General features: G+C 28.7%; 15 protein-coding genes. 4 read left to right on the top strand and 11 right to left on the bottom strand.

Annotation, left to right across the window (positions count from 1 at the left end; all coding sequences use genetic code 11):
• Positions 1 to 841: 841 nt before the first annotated feature.
• The 4 genes from B2694_RS07425 to B2694_RS07410 form a co-directional block, all read right to left on the bottom strand.
• Positions 842 to 2,374: an ABC transporter ATP-binding protein gene (locus tag B2694_RS07425; RefSeq protein WP_346885196.1), complete on the bottom strand. Its 1,533-nt coding sequence runs from the start codon at positions 2,372 to 2,374 to the stop codon at positions 842 to 844.
• Between the two features lie 22 nt (positions 2,375 to 2,396).
• Positions 2,397 to 3,716 (bottom strand): radical SAM/SPASM domain-containing protein, encoded by a 1,320-nt coding sequence (locus B2694_RS07420; protein ID WP_346885195.1) that lies wholly within the window; start codon positions 3,714 to 3,716, stop codon positions 2,397 to 2,399.
• Positions 3,717 to 3,914: 198 nt separating this feature from the next.
• Positions 3,915 to 4,091 carry a hypothetical protein gene (locus B2694_RS07415; RefSeq protein ID WP_346885194.1) on the bottom strand — a complete coding sequence of 59 codons (177 nt, stop codon included), beginning with the start codon at positions 4,089 to 4,091 and terminating at the stop codon, positions 3,915 to 3,917.
• 467 nt (positions 4,092 to 4,558) lie between these two features.
• The gene (locus B2694_RS07410; protein ID WP_346885193.1) at positions 4,559 to 4,825 is read right to left on the bottom strand and encodes a hypothetical protein; all 267 of its coding nucleotides are present in this window, start codon (positions 4,823 to 4,825) and stop codon (positions 4,559 to 4,561) included.
• A gap of 577 nt (positions 4,826 to 5,402) precedes the next feature.
• Between B2694_RS07410 and B2694_RS07405 the strand changes: the two genes are divergently transcribed.
• From B2694_RS07405 to B2694_RS07395, 3 genes are all read left to right on the top strand, one after another.
• Positions 5,403 to 5,558, top strand: coding sequence for a hypothetical protein (locus B2694_RS07405; protein ID WP_346885192.1), 156 nt, complete (start codon positions 5,403 to 5,405; stop codon positions 5,556 to 5,558).
• Positions 5,559 to 6,025: 467 nt separating this feature from the next.
• Positions 6,026 to 6,418 carry a DDE-type integrase/transposase/recombinase gene (locus B2694_RS07400; RefSeq protein ID WP_346885191.1) on the top strand — a complete coding sequence of 131 codons (393 nt, stop codon included), beginning with the start codon at positions 6,026 to 6,028 and terminating at the stop codon, positions 6,416 to 6,418.
• Positions 6,419 to 6,574: 156 nt separating this feature from the next.
• The gene (locus B2694_RS07395) at positions 6,575 to 6,724 is read left to right on the top strand and encodes a hypothetical protein (RefSeq protein ID WP_346885190.1); all 150 of its coding nucleotides are present in this window, start codon (positions 6,575 to 6,577) and stop codon (positions 6,722 to 6,724) included.
• Positions 6,725 to 7,196: 472 nt separating this feature from the next.
• Here the strand turns inward: B2694_RS07395 and B2694_RS07390 are convergent, their stop codons facing one another.
• The 4 genes from B2694_RS07390 to B2694_RS07375 form a co-directional block, all read right to left on the bottom strand.
• A complete protein-coding gene (locus B2694_RS07390) occupies positions 7,197 to 8,387 on the bottom strand; it encodes a pentapeptide repeat-containing protein (protein ID WP_346885189.1) in 1,191 nt (396 codons plus the stop codon).
• A gap of 355 nt (positions 8,388 to 8,742) precedes the next feature.
• Positions 8,743 to 9,888 (bottom strand): YibE/F family protein, encoded by a 1,146-nt coding sequence (locus B2694_RS07385; RefSeq protein ID WP_346885188.1) that lies wholly within the window; start codon positions 9,886 to 9,888, stop codon positions 8,743 to 8,745.
• A gap of 83 nt (positions 9,889 to 9,971) precedes the next feature.
• Positions 9,972 to 14,969 (bottom strand): CehA/McbA family metallohydrolase, encoded by a 4,998-nt coding sequence (locus tag B2694_RS07380; protein WP_346885187.1) that lies wholly within the window; start codon positions 14,967 to 14,969, stop codon positions 9,972 to 9,974.
• Positions 14,970 to 15,253: 284 nt separating this feature from the next.
• Positions 15,254 to 16,480: a dicarboxylate/amino acid:cation symporter gene (locus B2694_RS07375; RefSeq protein ID WP_346885186.1), complete on the bottom strand. Its 1,227-nt coding sequence runs from the start codon at positions 16,478 to 16,480 to the stop codon at positions 15,254 to 15,256.
• 176 nt (positions 16,481 to 16,656) lie between these two features.
• On the opposite strand from B2694_RS07375, the gene B2694_RS07370 reads away from it, so the two are divergent.
• Entirely contained in the window at positions 16,657 to 17,514 is an 858-nt protein-coding gene (locus tag B2694_RS07370) for a helix-turn-helix domain-containing protein (RefSeq protein ID WP_150846050.1), read from the top strand.
• A gap of 51 nt (positions 17,515 to 17,565) precedes the next feature.
• Here B2694_RS07370 and B2694_RS07365 read toward each other — a convergent pair whose 3' ends face one another.
• From B2694_RS07365 to B2694_RS07355, 3 genes are all read right to left on the bottom strand, one after another.
• A complete protein-coding gene (locus B2694_RS07365) occupies positions 17,566 to 17,703 on the bottom strand; it encodes a clostri-philic family protein (protein WP_167403140.1) in 138 nt (45 codons plus the stop codon).
• 107 nt (positions 17,704 to 17,810) lie between these two features.
• A complete protein-coding gene (locus B2694_RS07360) occupies positions 17,811 to 19,208 on the bottom strand; it encodes an aldehyde dehydrogenase (RefSeq protein ID WP_414632720.1) in 1,398 nt (465 codons plus the stop codon).
• 303 nt (positions 19,209 to 19,511) lie between these two features.
• Entirely contained in the window at positions 19,512 to 20,171 is a 660-nt protein-coding gene (locus tag B2694_RS07355; protein WP_346885184.1) for a hypothetical protein, read from the bottom strand.
• Between the last annotated feature and the right edge of the window lie 22 nt (positions 20,172 to 20,193).

The following is a 20,193-nucleotide window of genomic DNA, read 5'->3' as shown; positions in this document are numbered from 1 at the left end:
TTAATATTTACACATCATATTTTAAATAAAAAATATATACATTTTTATTAACTCAACTTACTTTCATTGTAAATTACTCATTACCAAAAGTATATATAATATACCTATAATATGCATTAAAAGTTAAAATTCATACATCAAATTTCATATATAGATAAATTATACTAATATTATATAATTTATATTTAATTACTTATATTTCTATAAGAGTGAAAAATGATTAAATAATTTTACAAGTAAGTAAAATATAAAAATACTTATGATAAACCCCTTGTAAATTATTTAATTGAAATGCGTAATTATTCCAACATGAAAAGGAGCTGTGGCATTAGCATAAAATAAATATGCTAACGCCACAGCGTTTTTATAAGTTTCATAGAAAATTTAATGATATTTTAAGTCCGAATAATCTTGACAACTAAAAAATGGTGTACTTTAATAAGCCTTTGATATTAAGGCTTTTTTGATTTATAGAGTTCCTTGTTGATTTATAATTAAAACTGACTCACCTTTAACGAGCAAAAAGTAGTTGACAATCTACAGTTCCTTAAGTGCTTTCGTTTGATCAATTTGTAAGCCAATTAAAAGTCATTCAAGCTGTCGCTTTATTATTACTCTTACTTCTCCTTGTGCCTTGGACCATTGGAATTTCATTTCATCAGAAAGAAATTTTGTAATCAAAATAAAACCTCCCATTTGCTTACTTTATCCAAAGTATATCAAGTGGGAGATTGTTTTACATGACGGTGCTTGTTCCATCGCTTACCCAATTATAGAACTATCACTATGCATCACGTAAAAGAAAATATTCTGCCTGATTTTTTAAATATTTTTGAGTTTTTTAATTTATATCAAATATGATATCAGCAATACTTAATAATCTGCTATCGTGTGTTATTAAAATAATAATTTTTTCTTTTTTTAGTTGCAATATAACTTCTTTTAGTTTCTCAACACTATTTCTATCTAACGCAGATGATGGCTCGTCCAAAATCATCACATCAGAATCTTTATTTAAAATTCTATTGATAAGTAATTTTTGTTTTTCTCCTCCAGATAGATTAATTTTACTATTTAAACCAGTTACATTAAAATAATCATTTTTTATATTATTTTTATCATAATAAAACATATTTAATTCTTGATTACAAATTGAAATAATGTTATTTCTAAAACTATAAATATTAATATCTCTTAAATTTGTAGAATTAAATATAATATCACCTAAATAATTTTCATACAATCCTAATAATAAATCACATAAAGTGCTTTTTCCAGATCCATTTTCTCCATTAATACAGTATATTTTCCCTCTTTTAAATTCACAATTAAAGTTTTTTATTATTCTTCTTTCATCATTATAAGAAAATGATATATTTCTTATTTCTATATACTCTATATTATTAATATCAATTGTGCCATTAGTTTCTTCCTTTATACTAATATACTTATTTATTCTATTTTTAGCGACTAGATACTTTTGATAACTTTCACTAAATGAGAGAAAGTAATTTACTGTTGTCAAAATAATATTAAAGTAGGAATTAACCATTAAAAATTCTCCTAAAGTTAATATATTTTTATTAACTAGAACGCCACAATATGTCATAATTATTAAATTTCCTAAAACAGAAAATATACTTTGTATATTATTATAAAAATATGATATTTTACATACATTAACTGAAGTAGTCAGCAATTCATTAAAAATGTTTTTTAATTCATACTCACTCTCATCATACCAATTATTCACTTTAATTATTTTAATGTTTTTTATTTGATATATAACATTAGAAAGAAATTTGCTTTGTTTATCAGTATATTCAAAATTGCTCCTATATATTTTTGTTTTAAATGATTTATATAATTGATAATAAATTAAAATTATAGGAATTAACATTATTATTATATTATATTTTATTTTAAATATAATATAAAAAGATATTACTATTAAGGTAGTATTTTTTATTACATCAAAAATATTGTCAATTATAAATTCTACGACTTCTGAAGTATCATTAATTAATCGATCTGCTAAATAATTTGATTCAATTTTATTATACTCTTCTAATGGAATTTTTTTTAAATGTTTCATTATATAATTTAATCCACTAAAAGTTACTATTGAGGTAAATTTTATCTTAACTATATTATAAATATATCCTATTATCATTTGAAATATTGTAACTATTAGTATTAACAATATTAATTTTATAATAAGATTTATATTACCAGGTTTTATAATTAAATCAAAAAATTTAGAACTTAAATACGGTTTTAAAAATGTAATAATAGTAGTTATAAATGACATAATTAATAAAATTATCACTTTTTGTTTTGACTTTATTAATTTATTAATAATAATTTTATTCATAGTATAACCTCATCTTGATTTACTAAATTGCATTTACCTCAGATTGTTTTATATAATCCATATAATATTCTTTTATAGCCTGCTTTACTAGATTCTCATTTGTAATACACCTTAAAGTATCAACATCATTGTTAAATTTATGATAAAGGCATCCACCTTGACATAATGGTAATATATTGCACGATTTACATTTGTCCTCTAGTTCACTTGTTAGCCATTTTAACGTATAATTATTAAGTTTTACTCCATTATAAATGTCACCTGAACTTTTATTTACTATTCCTATGTCTGTCCAACATTTATATAAGTTTCCTTCTGGGTCTACTCCAAATCCATTAGTTGATAATGCTGCACATGAATATGGTATAAAACTTGGTAAATATGGACTCCCAGTATTTGATAGCGGATTTTCCTCCAGTCCTGGTAAATAGTTGTAAAATTCTTCTTGAGTGTAACAACTTTTAGAGAAACTACAATCTTCATTAATAAATGTAACTGGAGCAAATGTAAAATTCTTTACTTTCAAACCATTTTTGTAGAAATATTCTGATAATTCTTTTGCTTCATTTATATTATTTCTATCTACATTAACTCTTATTTGAATATTCATAATTCCATCTATTTCTTTAATATTATTACATATAATATCAAAACTACTTTTGTTATTTTTTAAATGCCTTCTTATATCATTAGTATTTTTAAGTCCATCTAAAGTTACTTGAGCATTAGTTACTTTGCATTTTTCAACTAGTTTACTTGCTACATTTCTATTTAGCAATGATCCATTTGTAATTATCATGGAATTGTATTTTATATCATTTTCATTACAAATACTAATAAATTCATCTGAAAGTTCTTCTATAGTGTCAACTTCTAACAATGGTTCTCCACCAAACCATGTTACTACAAACATTTTAGTTTTATTTTTCACTAGTGTTTTTTTAACAAACTCTACTAACTGTTCTTTTACTCTTCCCTCCATTCTCCTGCTATCTTTCTCTTCAAAACAATAGCTGCAATTCATATTACAATTCATTGTAACTGCTATAGTTAAACTTAATGTTTCTTTATTAAACCTACTTTTCTCTCTTAAATATTCTAAAAGCTTAATCTCATCTAGGTCTTCTTGTAAAATAAACCCATTCTTCATTGCACTATCTATATTTTCTTTTAATTCTATAGGTAAATGCTCTATACTTTCTAGTGTGTCTATATTATCAATTATATTTAATGTATCTTCTTCCATTAGAGCAAGTGATCCTGTAAAAGAATTGAAAACTAATTTTTCATTAGTATTTTCCATATTTACATATATATTAAACTTTGATTTTTTATATACCATTTTTTCTCCTCATTTCTGCTTATTTTTATGTAAAATTAGTACTTGACTATTAAATATATAAATTACAATTAAATTTTAAAATTAAGATAGTATCTATTCTAGTTATTCTGAACATAAAATATTGAATTAATATACTCTATAATTACTGCGACTTATATGTTGTATTATGCTATCCTAATTTCATTTTTAATGAAATGCTTAAAAACAATAACATGATCTTATAAAGCCCCATTTACCAGGACATGATATTAATGGACAAAAATATCCACCACCACCACCCTCCCATGGCTTTCCAATTTCAAGTGGTGATATTCCAGAATCATTCATATTTGCCTCACTATTTATTTTTATATTGCTAGATTTTATTATTTTCATACTACTAATTTCCTCCTTTTTTAGTATATACTAATTAGACAAGTACTAACTTTTTATGAAATAATTAATATTTACACATCATATTTAAAATAAAAGATATATACATTTTTATTAACTCAACTTACTTTCATTGTAAACCACTCATTACCAAAAGTATATATAATATGCATGAAAAGTTGAAATTAATACATGAAATTTCATATATAGATAAATTATACTAATATAATATAATTTATATTTAATTACTTATATTTCTATAAGAGTGAAGGAATACTTCGATTCATTCTCAACTGGCAACTTTCTTCACTTACAATTCTTTCAAGATTCACTTTGCGAAACATGTTGAACAGCTTTAAAGTTTCAAGGTTCTTAACTCTTTCCTCTAAAGGTGTTTTACAGTTTTGTCCTTTTATGCATTTGCTCTTGTAAGCACAGTTATGCAGTTTCCAGAAGTATAAATTGTTTTTTCACTTATATAACCTGTCTTGATTTCTCTTTTTACTATTTTTATTTACTTTTAATTTCCTATTATTTTTGCAAGTATAATAATCATCTAATTCAGTATAATCCATGTCTTCTATTCTACTTATATAATTTTTATATTTCCTTATTTTTAATATTTCATAGTTTGCTTGTTTAATATATGATAACTGTCCATTATCTTTAACATAAACATAATTTTCTTCACTCTCATAACCTGCATCAGCAATAATTTTAAAATATTTAAAGTACAAAAAATTCTCCATATTCTTTATAAATGAAATTAACGTTTTCTATCCGTAGACTGATCGCCAACAGTAAGCCATACTATATATTCAGAATCTACTCCATGCTGACCATTGTAACCTGGTTTTAATTAACCATTTTTCATAGCATATTCTTTCATCCTCATAAAAGTTGCATCTTTATCTGTCTTGGAATAGCTATTACGTTTACCGAAAGTATGGATTTTCTGTGTATATTATTTTAACTTACCAAGATACTCTTCGAGTTTTTCATTATAACCCTAGATGGTAAAATAGTTGTCGTAGATAATAAATAATGGCATTCTCGTACAAGAAACATATTAAGGAGAATTAAACTATGACAAGAAAAAATACAACTAATAGAAAATATATAGAGCCTTAAAAAGAAAATTTAATTAAGCGAATATTACCACCAGAGAAATGCAGTATCATTGTTCTATCATCAGAAACTAGAATAAGTAAATCTACTTTATCTACATAGAAAAAAGCTATAAGTGGTCAAATTTAAAATAAGCCTGGAAGGCCTGGAAGTGGTATGTCATCCAATGAAAAATTTCTTATAGTTATGGAAACATACACTTTATCAGAAATGGAACTTGCTAGGTATTGTAGAGAACATGGATGCTACGTAGAGGCTGTTAAAAGGTGGCGTTCAAGCTGTTTAAATGCAAATAAAGCAACTCATCAATCCACAACTAGTATCGTTGAAGAGCTAAGATAAGAAAAAAAGAGGTCAAAAGAACTCTCTAAAGAGATTAGAATAAAAGACATGGCATTAGCTAAAACAACTGCATTATTGGTAATGAGAAAAAAGTCAAATGTGATTTTCTGAGAAGAAGAGGAAGATTAATAAATCTTAAAGACTGCAGATTAATATTAAGTTTAATTAGTGAAGCGATTCAAAATAGTGCTAGATTAATCCACTCATGTGAAGCTATTGATATCAGTAAGAGAATCTATGAAAAATGTTGCAAAGGCAATGAAATATCTGATGATAAAATGAAGGATGCAATACGTCCTGAACCTAAAAATAAACTTAGTAAGGGAGAGTACCAAAGTGTCTTAAATATAGTTACTAAATCGGAGTTTGTAGATTTGTCACCATAACAGATAGTTCCAGTCCTAGCAGACAGAGGAATTTATATAGCATCAGAATCTACATTTTATAGAATTCTTAGAAAAGAAAATATGCAGAACCATAGAGGAAGTGCGAAAGCACCTGAAAGAGTAAATCTACCAACCACTCATATAGCCTACGACCCAAACCAAGTTTGGACATGGGATATAACACTGCTTAACACATATACTAGAGAAATTTTTTTAAAACTATATATGTTCATAGATATTTATAGCAGGAAAATTGTAGGATGGGAAGTATTGAATAAAGAAAATGGCGATCTAGCCGCTAAGCTTGTGGAAAGAGCTTTAATATCTGAAAAAGCTGTAGAAAAAGCTTTAGTACTACACGGTGATCCAATGAAATCATTCACTCTTAAATCAAAGTTGGAGTTTCTTAGAGTTTTATCATCTTATTCAAGACCACGTGTCAGCAATGCCAATCCTTTTTCAGAATCGCGTTGAAGTATACACTAGGTTATCCTCAAGATGTCTTTAAGAACATTGAGGATGCTAGAGAGTGGTAGATACTTTTGTTGATTGGTACAATAATAAGCATTACCATAGTGATCTAAATTTTTTATCTCTAGTAGTAAGCATAGCGGAAAAGATGAAGAAATAATGGCTTACAGAAGAAAAGTTTATAATACCGCAAGAGAGAGGCATCCTCAAAGATTTAATAGAGGAATCAAAAATTGGGCATATCCTAGTGCTGTAGCACTTAATCCTACGGGAGATATAAAGGACAAGCTTAAAATACAGCTAATTTAAAATACTTAGTATTTTAAATTAGGGTGCCTTTCTGAAATGAAACTGTAAAAATTTTGAATAAAAGTTTCGTATGAAATTAGGGAAATAAAAACTTATGCGACAATATTATTGATAACTTCCACGGTTCACTAAATGGGTTCACTCCTGCTGAAGTAACCGGCATGAAAATTGATGATTTAAACAAGAACGCTTAGTTTGTAGCTGCCTAGCACTTTTATTAATATCTTTGATTAGTCTACATAAATCGTATTTGCCGTAGGTTTATTTTCCATACAATAAATTAAACAAACTTAAATAATTTTCAAAGACCGAATTAATCTATGAAATATTAAGCTGTTTTATAGTATCAGCTTAACAGAATCCAAACCTAACAAAACTGATTATTAAACAACCTTAAATAAAAATAACACTTTCAAAACAACTCATAAATACTTATAAAATATTGAGCTTGCTTTAAAACAGCCATTTAAATTTATCTTACTAATTTTCTTGTTAAGGTACCTATTCCTACCCCAATCATAATTACTCCAACTATCATCTCAGTATTTGCCACTATAAAAGAAGCCGGTATTGGCGTTTCATTATCAGATCCTAGTCCTGTAAATACCTCAACACTTATGTTTATACATTGATTCAATTGACTTAGAAATTCATTGAAGCTTTTTGGTAATCCTATACCCCACCAGTAACTAATTATTTGGTTTTGTGATGAATATCCAAAAGTCAAATACATAGTTGCAAAAATTAATATTAAAACTAAAGAGGTTATTAATGGATATAATATTCGCTCTCCATACCCACAGGTAAACCAATAAATATAAGATATTATTTTGGGTAATAGCTTTTTCAAACTCTTTCTTTGCATATTCTTACAAAGGTAGTAGTACTCTCCAAAATTATTCTTCAAATTATTTTCATTATATTTATCAGCAATGGTTTCATATACTTCATATATACCTTCATATTCATCCTTAGTTTTTTTCTTTGGCTGAATTTTGTCAAAAAAAGTTTTTGGATCCAGTTTGCTTTTTAACTTATCATTAAATTCTAAATCCTCAATGTAAGTTGATATTATTTTTCCTCCTGATAAATCCACATCAACTAAATTAATTCTTTTCATATAAGAATTTATAATTATAGCATTAGACATATCTGTAAGTTCAAAAGATGTATGTTTAAGTTCACATTCATCAAAAATTAAATATGTTATATTAGAACTTAAAAACTTACAATATAACTTACACCTTTCAAAGGTGCAAGATAAGTTATCCTCCTTATTTAAAGACGGTACATTATTAATTTCTTTTAAAACCATAGTGCAATTTTCGAAAACTACTCCTCCACCCCCAAAATCACACTCTATGAACCCGCATGCAATAAATGTGCAATTTTTAAACTTTATATTATAAAATTTACACTCTATAAACTCAGTACATACAATATTTTTATCAGTAATCTCTAAAAAATACCCCTCATTTTCAGTTGAAGAATTATTTATAGTTCTTTCTTTAATGCTTCTGAAACTATACTCTTCATCTGGTTGGATACTAATTTTGTTCTTATTATTTTTTATTTCACTAAATAGTTTCTTATTATTTTCTATTCTTTTATATAGCTCTTCCTTTCCCTTAAACACTTCTTCTTTAAAGTTTATATAAGGCATAAAAGTTCTCTCCTTTAAACATCTACTATTTTTTATACTAATACTACTTAGTATGATACCTTTATATAGGAATTACTCCTGTGCCTATATAGCTATTTTATTTTTCATCATCATCCTTAACTATCTGAGTTAATTTTATTACTCTTTAATTACAAGGCTGAAACAGTTTGATTCAAATTCTATTTCTTTATAATTTTAATTTTTTTCTTAGGCACCTGAAAATAAATAATAAGTCAAAGATGGGAAGTATATTTTGAGTTAGACAAGGAAACAGGTTCCGCAGATAGTAGCACTATCTAAGGGTTCTGTTGACGCAGTATAACACAAAATAGACGAGTATTCTGACTTACTTATTTTATGAAGATGCCTTACATAGATATGCTGCCATAATTGCTGTTGCTGGTACAGTTAGAATTATTCCTATAGTTCCCGATAACCCTTGAATCAGTTCGGTGCCAAGGATATCTAAATTCAGTAACCTATTAGCTGTCATACTGGAAGAGTATAATAAAATAAGTATGTTTATAGCTCCTCCTGCAAATGCTAAAATTAAAGTATTAGCCATAGTTCCTATTATATCTTTACCAATATTCATACCACTTTTAAATAGTGCTTTTATACTCATAGTTTTATCTATGGAACTTATTTCAAATATAGATGAGGATATTGACATAGCTACATCCATAACTGCTCCCAATGCAGACACAAGAATCCCTGCAAAAAATATACCCTTTATTTTTAGATTAGTCGTTTCTGCTATATACATTATACTTTCTACATCTGACATGTTTATTCCTGAGAGGTTTGTGGTTTCACCAAATATGTAGGCAAGTATTCCTGCTATTAAAACTCCTATTAAAGTTCCTAAGATAGCTGACAATGTTTTCTTATTTGTTCCTGATACTAGCACTAAGGTAATTGATGTACTTATTATAGCTATTATTATAGCTGATATTATAGGACTTACACCTCTTAGCATTAATGGTACCATCAAAAATATTACGCAAATCATTGTAAATAGTAATGCTACTATAGATTTTAAGCCTTTAAATCCTCCAACCAATACTATTACTAGTAAAAATAAAATAACCATAATAGATAAAGAAGTGCTTCTCTTAAAGCTAGATATAGCCACATCATTAAGCTTATTGTCTATAAAGTACATGGCAACTATTACCTTGTCACCTTTTTTTACTACAGTATTATATAGTCTACTTACATTATTAGTTATTTCATATTGATTTTCCACATAAGGGCCATTTAATATTTTTACTGATACTTGTTGATATCCTAGTTCTATTTCCTCTATATACTTATCATCTTGCAAATTTTCTTTAATAACATTTACTATTTCTGCTTCATAATATTCTACGCCAGCACTTAGCTTGTCCAACAAAAATCCATTAGTAAATATTAGTTTAGATGAAAAAACAATTAATATTCCTAATATAACGGTTACTGTTATTGTTATAATATCCTTCTTGTATTTATTTATATTCATTAATAACCCTCCTCTCACCTATTTTATTGTAAGGGGCTGTTTCAAACTTACTTTGAGTCAGCCCCTAAATTCAATGTCTATTTTTATTTTTTACTCTGCTCTGTACTCTCTCCTTTGTTTTTTCTCTTAAATAATAGAGTTACTCCTCCTCCAATTACTAAAACAGCTATAACTATTAGTACTATTGAAGAACTATCTCCTCCCGTTTGAGGTAAGTTTGAATTATTGTTTCCTGAATTACTTGGTTTGTTTGGTTTATTAGGCTTACTTGGATTTTCTGGTTTTTCGTTATCATCTTTACCTGGTGTTTCTTTATCTATTACAGTTACCTTTCTTGTCATAGTAGTATTATTTCCAGAGCTATCAGTTATGCTATAGGTTAAAACATACTCTCCAGCCTTACTTGTATCTACTGAACCTGTAATTACTATTTTTGAAGTTATATCTCCATCCTCTTTATCAGTAGCAATTACCCCTGATTTAGGATCAAAGCTATCTCCAACCTTTATTGTTATATTTTCAGCTCCATTAATCACTGGTTTTTCATTGGTTTCTTCACTTGGAATTAATATTATTTCTCCAGTATTTCTAACTCTAAGTCTTGCTCCTTCAGGATCCATTGAACCAAGTCCAATAGCTGATACTGTATCTCCAACTTTAATATTTTTATCCCATATTCCCTTTGTACTCTCATCTTTTCCATCCCATATATATCCTTCTACATATATCCTTGACTCTCCAGTGCCATCGTTAATATATAAATTAGATTTATCCATTCTAACTACCTTACCTTGCACCTGAATAAGCTTACCACCATTCTCAGCTATCATACTATTTCCTGTAGAAAGCTTTACTGGAGATATATCAACCGGGTTTTCATCAATAATTTGAATTTGAGCATCTTCATCCTTAACTTGAATTTCAAATTCACCCTGATATGCATCTACTGTACCTGTAACTCTAATTTTTTGTCCAACCCTTAATGGAGTTTTAGATACACCAAATATACAGATACCTCCTGTTTCATCTTCTATATACACTACTTCAAAGAAGGAATTTTTAGGAGTTACTGCCTCTGACTGAGAAGTTACTATACCTTCTATAGCAAACTCTTCTCCTAATAAATCAGGTACATTATCCTTATTTGCATCTATTCTAACATCTTTGATATTTACTTTTTCAGCTACCTTCTCTGGCATCATCCAACCCATAATATTTTTTACTATTTTAATATTTGAGTAAGATATTGCATTTTGCCCATCTGTTTCAAAGTCTGAGAAAAATGTATTACCAGCTACTACTACCTTACCACCATTACTTAGCTCTTCTGCTCCAATAACTGATACCTTTCCTTGTTCTACTGGTACGTTATCTTTAGCATTATCCGCATCGCTAGTAGTTGTAGTTTCATAACCCTTTACTAAGAAATCTACCTTCTCGCCCTTTGCTCCATCTGCAAGGACAACTGAAGCTCCACTATAGAAGCTATATTGCTCTTTTCCATCTTCGATACCGGATACTAAATTATATAATGGTGAACTGTATTTATTAAAGTATAACCTATAAGGTTGACCACCATTAGTAGTATTATCAATAACTTGGTCATCATTTATTCTAAGTTCTGTTCCTATAGCTTCAAGTAATGGATTAAGCTGCCTATCATTGCTATATTCACCTTCACCATCCTTATAGTCAGCAATAGTAGTTACTATTATATTTCCTCCAGCCTTTACATAATCAGCAATAGCCTTTATCTCACTTGTCTCTAACTTACTCTTAGTTAAGTTATATTCTGACTTATCAATACTCTGTGGATTTGTAAGAATAAATAAATCTACTCCCTTGAGAGTATCTGCAGTTATTGTCTCTTTATTTAAAGAAAGTATTGTATTTTTCTGTTGTAATAAATTTTTAAGAGAAGTATATTTTCCTGCATAATTTCCACTTACATATTGATTTACGTGAGCACCATCTATTACAACTCTATAAGTGTTTTCTGGATTTCTAACTTTGACTTTTACACTATTAGTAAATACTTTTTCACTGCCTTCATGATTTATTGTGGCTTTAGCATAAATTATATATTCACCTTGTTTAGTAGGTATCCAATCTATTTGAACATTCTCGGTTTTAGTTCCTTCCACTAAAGGAATAACTTTTTCATCTACTTTATTTTCTGTTTTAATTTCATTTACAAAGAACTCCACTTTAGCATCTTTTAAAGCCTTAGCTTCATTATTGTAAACTCCTACAGAAACTTGAACCTTTTCATTAGGTAAAGTTATTTCATTGTCTACAGTTACTGCAGTTAAACCAAAGTTACTACTATCACCAACCCATACTGGTGCTGTAACAGCTATATCCTTATCACCCTGCACTATCTTTAAATAGTAGTAGGTATATTCTGGAGACAATTCAAACTGCCAATCTACATTTTTAGAATTAAATTCTTTAGATACAACCTCAACTCCACCATTAGAAATAACTGATACTTTTTTTATAGTATCATCATCAGTTATATTAACTTTAAAATTTAGTTTATCTACTTCACCTAAGGAACTTCCCATTAGACTATCATTTATTGTGTAATCAACAATCATATTCTCATCTTCTGAAGCATATACATTTAAATTTCTTATAGAATCATATATATCTCCTCTAGAGTTATCTGTGGCTATAATTACTGTTCTTGCATTATTAGCTGTAAACCACTTGCCCTTATGATTATCTTGGTTATTAGTTGGTGCAACATGCCATCCTTTATCAAGCGCTCTTGTATAATATTCATAACTTGGAAAATAACCTGAACCTCTTATTGGCCCCTCGCCATTACCAACTTCCACTAAGTTTACAACCTTGTCTGTAGCCTCACTATAATAACCAAAGTCTGCAAAATCCCCAAAAGTCTTACCTGGATGATTTAATTGAGAAATTGACTGTGGTTGTGTTTGCAATGTATTGTAATAGTTTTGTAAATCCATGGCCTTATTTGATCTGGTTTCAAATCCTGGTGTATTAAAGGTGTTTATATGACCCCACCCTCCAGTAGAACCTGACCAAGTCATTTCATATCCATATATAGCTGTAAAATCATCTTCTTTATTATATTTATCCGCTGTAACCTGAGCATTTGTCCAAGCTTTGCTAGCTGAACCGTCTGCTAAAGAAGCTGCTGTATCATTATCAAACCAGTTTGAGTGATCTGTTACTGCATAATAGTCAGCTCCATGATTCTTAGCCCAAGAATAAGCTTCATCTAAAGAACCTGTTCCATCTGAAATATTAGTATGTGAATGAAGTTGTCCGAAGTAGTGACTTAACTTACCTTTTTTGAAAGTCCATTCTTTACTTGAATAATTTCCCAAGATATCTTTAGCTTCAATCTTTACTCTGTGACTTCCATCGTCTAAATCAGTAGTAGGTTTGTATAGAATAGATGTTGAAGTTATTGTAGCTTTTGAAGTTACATCTTCACCATCAAAGAACATTTTAATAGAATTTTTATCTACTCCTGTCCTATCTTTTATTGAAGCCTTTATTTCAGGTCTTGCTACATCTCCAATACCTACACCACTGTCTGGCACTAAATCATATATTTGGGGTCCAACTATATCTTCATTAGTTACTTCTACATTAAATATCCCCTCTTGCGGAATTCTTGTAGTATTAATTCCATCCTCAGCCATAAGATAATATTCTATACCCTTCAAATTCAGTTCTTCTTTAGATATTAATGCCATGTAATTTCCTTGTTCATCTTTAATCATATTTATAGCCTTAAAGACTTCTTCTCCCTTAATTCTATAGTTTAACATTGCACTTTTAACTTCTTTATTATCTTCAATAGAAGCTGTTATTTTGAGATCTTCCTCTATTGATGCTTTAAGAATTGGTTCATGTTTTATTATAGGCCCTTCAGTATCAGGAGCTTCTACCTTTGTAAAGGTACAAGATGAACCATATATTTGTACAGTTGTGTTGTATTTCCCCATAGTTCCTTTAACGTTAACTAAGTCACCAGTAACTACATTTATATCAGAAGGTACATAGTATATGTCTAACTTATCTTCTCCTTGAGTTAAGGTCTTAGCTGTAACATCTATAACTGCATTAGTTATTTCCACATATTTTGAGTCATGTTTTCCTGTTAATAACTCTTTTATAGTATAAATTCCTGCAGTTGGCATACCACTATTAGATATAACCTTAATATCACTAGCTTGAAGTTGAGCTAATCCTTTAAATGTATCTCTGGTACCTTTAACTTCAACTAAGGCTCCATTAACTGCAGCACTTAAATCTATCTTAGTAGAGTTATTTGATATTGCAATTGCACCTGTAGCATCTTGAATGTGAAGGGTTTTATTTCTATCATTAAAGGAAACTATTCCCCTAACTACAGCTTCAACCCCATTAGTTAAATCTCTAGCTGATGATATAGTTATGACCTCTGAAGTTGGTGGATCTATTGGTGGTTCCCCTGGATCTGTAGTTCCTCCTCCAATACAAGAAATTTCTATATCATCTATAGCTAAGTTACCTGATCCTTTATTGAAAGTAAATCTTATAGCTGTAACTCCCTTTTCTAAAGAAACTGAAAAGGTACTTTCACTCGTAACTGTAATATCTGGTCCTTTTATCTCTTGCCACACATCATTAACTTTAACTTCTAATTTTAAAGTTGAAGTTATAGGACCATTCCCAACTTGTCCCTTATACCAAAAACTCAAAGTTCCTGTTGAAGATAAATTGAATACTGGTGTTTCTAAAGTTTCAGTACTACTTCCACTCAATCGTCCAAATCCTAGTGAAGGTTTTGTTTTACCATAATTCCCATTTGTGTCATATCCGTCTAATACAGTAGCTTTTTCCCCATTTCTTGTAATTGTCCATCCTTCTCCTTCTGGTTTTACATTCTTTCTAGCTCCTGTAAAACCTTCTGAAAGGAGTATTGTTGTATCTTCATTATTATTAATAGTTCTTTCTACTGCATAAACATTTATACTTGGCATCACAATATAAGTTACTAAGAATAATAATGCACTAATTAGGCTTAAAAGTTTATTTTTTTTCTTTCCCAATTAACTGCCCCCCTTACAATATTTTATAATAATTATAACATTATATGTATATTATTTAAATTATTGTAATAAAACATTTAATCTTATATTATTCTATAAATTAACTATTTTTTCGAATTTATAAATATTTTTTATCAACTAATCAGTAAAATATGTAATTAAATAATCTAATTAATAAAATATTATCAATAAGATTGAATAAAAATAAGGCTATTTCAGTCAGTTGAGATAGCCTTATTTCTATATGCAAAATTTATATCTGTACTTTTATTATAAATTTTATTTTACACCCTTTTCTTTTCTGTAAATTTAGATATTACCATGGTACAAACCGTGTTACCTGCAGAATTTAATAAGGTTGCTGGTGCATCAATTATAGTTGCAATAACTAACATTATTGCTAAAGCCTCTGGAGGAAATCCAAATATACTTAATATTAGCATCTCGCCAATGGAACCACCTACTGGTATAGCACCAACAACAGCTCCTACTAGTAATCCCACCATGAAAATAATAGTTAAAGTTCCCAAGCTATTAATGTCTCTTCCGAATATCGCAAATAAAAACATTATCTTATATATTCCACCTATCACTGAACCATCCTTATGGATATTTACACCTAAAGGCATAACTATATTAGCTAAGGAACTAGATACTCCCATATTTTTAGCTGCCTGGATATTTACTGGAATACAGGCTGCACTAGAACATGTAGCTAATGCTGTCACTGATGGTCCTGTGGAATTTCTCCAGAAAGCTTTTATGCCTTCTTTCCCCCCTGCTATATAGGCATAGAAAGTAAAGAATATAATAAAATATACTATAGATACTATCAAATATAGTACAAACACCTTTGCATATCCACTTAATATTTGACTTCCTAATTGACCAACTACGTTGGCAAAATATGCTGCTAATCCTATTGGAGCATAATACATTATTATATTTATCACCTTATTTACTACTATAGCCCCACTACTTAAAAAATTAGAAAACTCCTTTCCTTCTTCTTTTGCTAACATAGCTCCAAAACCTATAAGCATAGAAAATATAATAAGTGCCAATAGGTTACTTCTAGATAACAACTGTGAAAAATCACCTACAGTAATACTAGAAACTATTTTTTCTAAAAATCCTACTTGCTCCCTAGGTACAACTTGAGCACTATTCATTAACTCTGTAAACATAGATGAATTTAGTCCCTGTGCAGGATTAAAAATTTTGAAACTAGTTACCCCTATTACTCCTGATATAATAGCCGTACATGCAAATACTACTATGGTAATTGCAAGTATCTTTCCTAATTTTTTTGAGCTATCCATATTGGCTATAGCCGATGAAATACTAAAGAATACTAATGGTATCAGTATTGTAAATATTAAATTTAGAAATATTGTTCCCAGTGGTGCAAAAATACTTGCCCTTTCTCCCATGATCAACCCTATAACTCCACCTATAATAACTGAAATTATTAAAAACATCGAGGACTTATAATTCTTTAAAATCTTCATTTTTCCTCCTCCTTAAATAAAATAATATAATTAGTAATTTAATTTTCATATATGTTATAATCTTATTATATTCAATACTATATACAATAAATATTGAATATACTGTTTAAAACATTGCAAAAACTGCTTTTTAATAATATGATAAATGAAGTATATTTAGTTTTGGAGGTATCTTTATGGATAACACATATTCAAGTAACAAATCTGGATATCTTAATAAAGACTTTCAGCTTTTTCATATAAAGGACAAAAAAAATCAAGAATTCGAGTTTCATTATCATGACTTTAATAAAATAATAATCTTTTTATCTGGAAAAGTTACTTATTTAATTGAAGGGAAGGCTTATTATTTAAAGCCTTGGGATATTCTACTTGTAAACAATCATGATGTGCACAAGCCTATTATCGATTCTAATGAGACCTATGAACGTATAATTATTTGGGCTAATTCAGGTTTTATTGAAAATCATAATTATGAAGGTTGCGATTTATCAACTTGCTTTAAACTAGCAAAAGAGAAGAGTTTTAATTTAATAAGACTTGAAGATAAATTTCAAAATAACCTTAAAAATATCATATCTTCCTTAGAAGGATCATTTAACTCTCAAGATTTTGGAAGTAAACTTTTAGGCAACTCTCTCTTTATTCAACTAATTATATATCTTAACAGACTTTATCTTGATAAAACTTATATTACTACTAAGGATTCTTTAAAATACGATAAACAAATTGAAGAAATTTTAAAATATATAAACAATAACCTATCACAAGATCTATCCATTGAACTTATATGTAAGGAATTCTTTATAAGTAAATATTATTTAATGCATAAATTCAAAAATGAAACTGGGTATACTCTTCATAACTATATAATTCAGAAGAGATTATTTATGGCTCAAGAACTTATAAAATCTGGTGAGCCAGTAACTAAGGTTAGTTCCCTCTGTGGATTTAAGGATTACTCTAGTTTTCTACGTAGCTTTAAAAAGCTCTTTCACAAATCACCCCGAGAATATATAAATGCAATAAAATAAGCTGTCTCAAAATAAACTACTTCTGAGACAGCTTCTTAAAACACAATTTAACTATTTTATTTCATTTCCGTTGAAATCTTTAAATTCAGGCTTATTTTGAGGATCTCCAACATTGTTTTGATTCTCATGAAGCTTTTGTCTTCTTTTTCCCTTCTGAGCTGGATTGTTAGAACCTGATTTCCTCTTCATAATAAACACATCCTTTCCTTAAATAGTTTCTACTTTTTTTAAGGTTTTATGTGTTTAAATTAAGTGTTATCGCATCCAAGCCCCAGCCAAGGTAATTAGACCACTTCTTATTTCATAAGTTTTTTTACATTACTTAGATTTTTATTATTAAAAGGTGGAAAAACTATTGGAATATTTATTTTAGTAGTTTTTCTTACAACGCTTCTTCTATGAGAAAATGTCTTAAAGCTTTCTTTGCCATGATAAGCTCCTATACCCGAATTTCCAACTCCTCCAAAAGGCAACTCCGGATTAGCTAAATGAGTTATTGTGTCATTTATACAAGCTCCACCTGAAGAAATTTCTTCCAAAACCTTTTTCTCTACTTCATAGTTTTCAGTAAATAAATACAGAGCTAATGGCTTTGATAGTTTCTTAATTTTCCCTATTACCTCATCTAAATTACTAAAGCTTATAATTGGAAGAATAGGTCCAAAAATCTCTTCTAACATAGCTGCACCTTCCCATGAAGCATCTATAAGTGTAGGTTCAATATATCTTTTTTCTCTATTTACTTTTCCACCATATATTATTTTATCTGCCTCTTTATCTAATATGTTTTTAAGCCTTATGAAGTGTCTATCATTAACAATTCTTCCGTAGTCTTTACTTTCCATAGCATCCTTACCATAGAAGCTTTGAATTTGCAATTTTAATTCCTTAATTAATTCATCTTTCACCTTGTTATTTACTACTACATAATCCGGTGCTACACAGGTTTGACCTACATTTATAGTCTTGCCCCAAATTATACGCTTAGCTGCCACTCTAATATCTGCACTTTCATCTACAATTACAGGACTTTTCCCCCCTAATTCTAAAGTAACAGGAACTAGGTTTCTTGCAGCAGCTTCCATTATTATTTTCCCAACTTGAGCACTCCCTGTAAAGAAGATATAATCAAAGGTACCATTAATCAATGAAGTGTTAGTTTCTATTCCACCTTCCACTGAGCGTATATATTCCTTAGGGAAGGTTTCAGTAATCATTTCTGTAATTACTCTTGATAAATTGGGCACATTTTCAGATGGTTTTAATACTACACAATTTCCAGCAGCAATTGCTCCCACCAAAGGTTCTATCAAAAGTTGAAATGGATAATTATAAGGTCCTATAATTAGAACCATTCCATAGGGCTCTGAAATTATAAAACTTTTTGCAGGAAATAAGTACAAAGGCGTTTTTACCTTTTCTTTCTTTGCCCACTTCTTTAAATTCTTTATAGTGTGACTAATACTACTTAATACAAAGCCTACCTCTGTAGTATAAGATTCAAACTCACACTTTCCTAAATCTTTATATAATGCCTCATATATTTTATATTCATACTTTTTTATAGCAGACTTTAAACTTCTTAATTGATTAATACGAAAATCTATATCACGACTTTTCTTTGATTCAAAAAACTTATAGTGATCTTCTATAATTTTATCTACATCAATTGAACTTAATTCCATAAACCTAATCACTCCTTATTATACCTATTTCAATAACTATATTTTATACTATTTTTACATATTATACTACATAGTTCCATAGCAAAGACCTACTTAAAATTTTTATTTTTAAGTAGGTCCTTCAAAGGGATAATTTATTTCAAACAGCTTAAGGATTTATAATTTAAAAATATTTAATATAATAAATATTAAAATTTTTAAAATTTATCTTATATAACTATTTAAAATTTTACCTAGGATACTATTTAAATATTTACCTAGAGAACTATATAAATATTAAAATAGTTAACTAGTTGCTTACGCCATGCGGGTTTAAGAGTTTTTCATATCTTTATATCCCATAAATACAATCCATACATAGGCTAAAGTCTTAGGTATCATAAGAATTCCTATGCTCGGTAAAGTATTTGACCATAGTACAACAGGAATATAGAATCCAAAGGATAAAATTATTGCAATAGGCATACATTTAAAGCCTTTATCATTGTTTTCTTTAATTTTATTATGGAAAATCCATATGATTATAAGTCCTATTAGCGCAAAAGGAATGTTACGATATATTCCCCAGGAAACTGGAGCATTATATGATAACCATTGGTTTTGTTGGAATGCACATAATATAATCCTAACAATAGCTAATCCATAAATAATATTAGTTAAGCCTTTTTTATCTTTGATATCATAACGAATTCTCCATATATGATATAGAACTACATAAAATATAGTCATTGTAATAGATGTAATTAGTTTTCCTACTCCTAAAGCCGCAGCATTAGCTTCTAAACCAGTGGTAAGTAATCCATAAGCCCTTGGAACTAGATGAAATGCATCTCCACATCCTAAAATCACTGCCATAATTCCAAATAATCTATATTGTTTATTTTGTCCACTTTTTTTAATCATAATAATTCCCATTATTATAACTGTAGAAAGATAAAAAATATCAAAAAGTGTTTCCATAATTCCTTGCATAATATATCACCTCACATTTTAT

The organism is Clostridium sp. UBA4395, assembly GCF_002390995.1.
Classification (GTDB): domain Bacteria; phylum Bacillota; class Clostridia; order Clostridiales; family Clostridiaceae; genus Clostridium_J; species Clostridium_J sulfidigenes.
The sequence above is the reverse complement of the archived record's forward strand: the minus strand, read 5'-3'. Positions and strand labels throughout refer to the sequence as shown.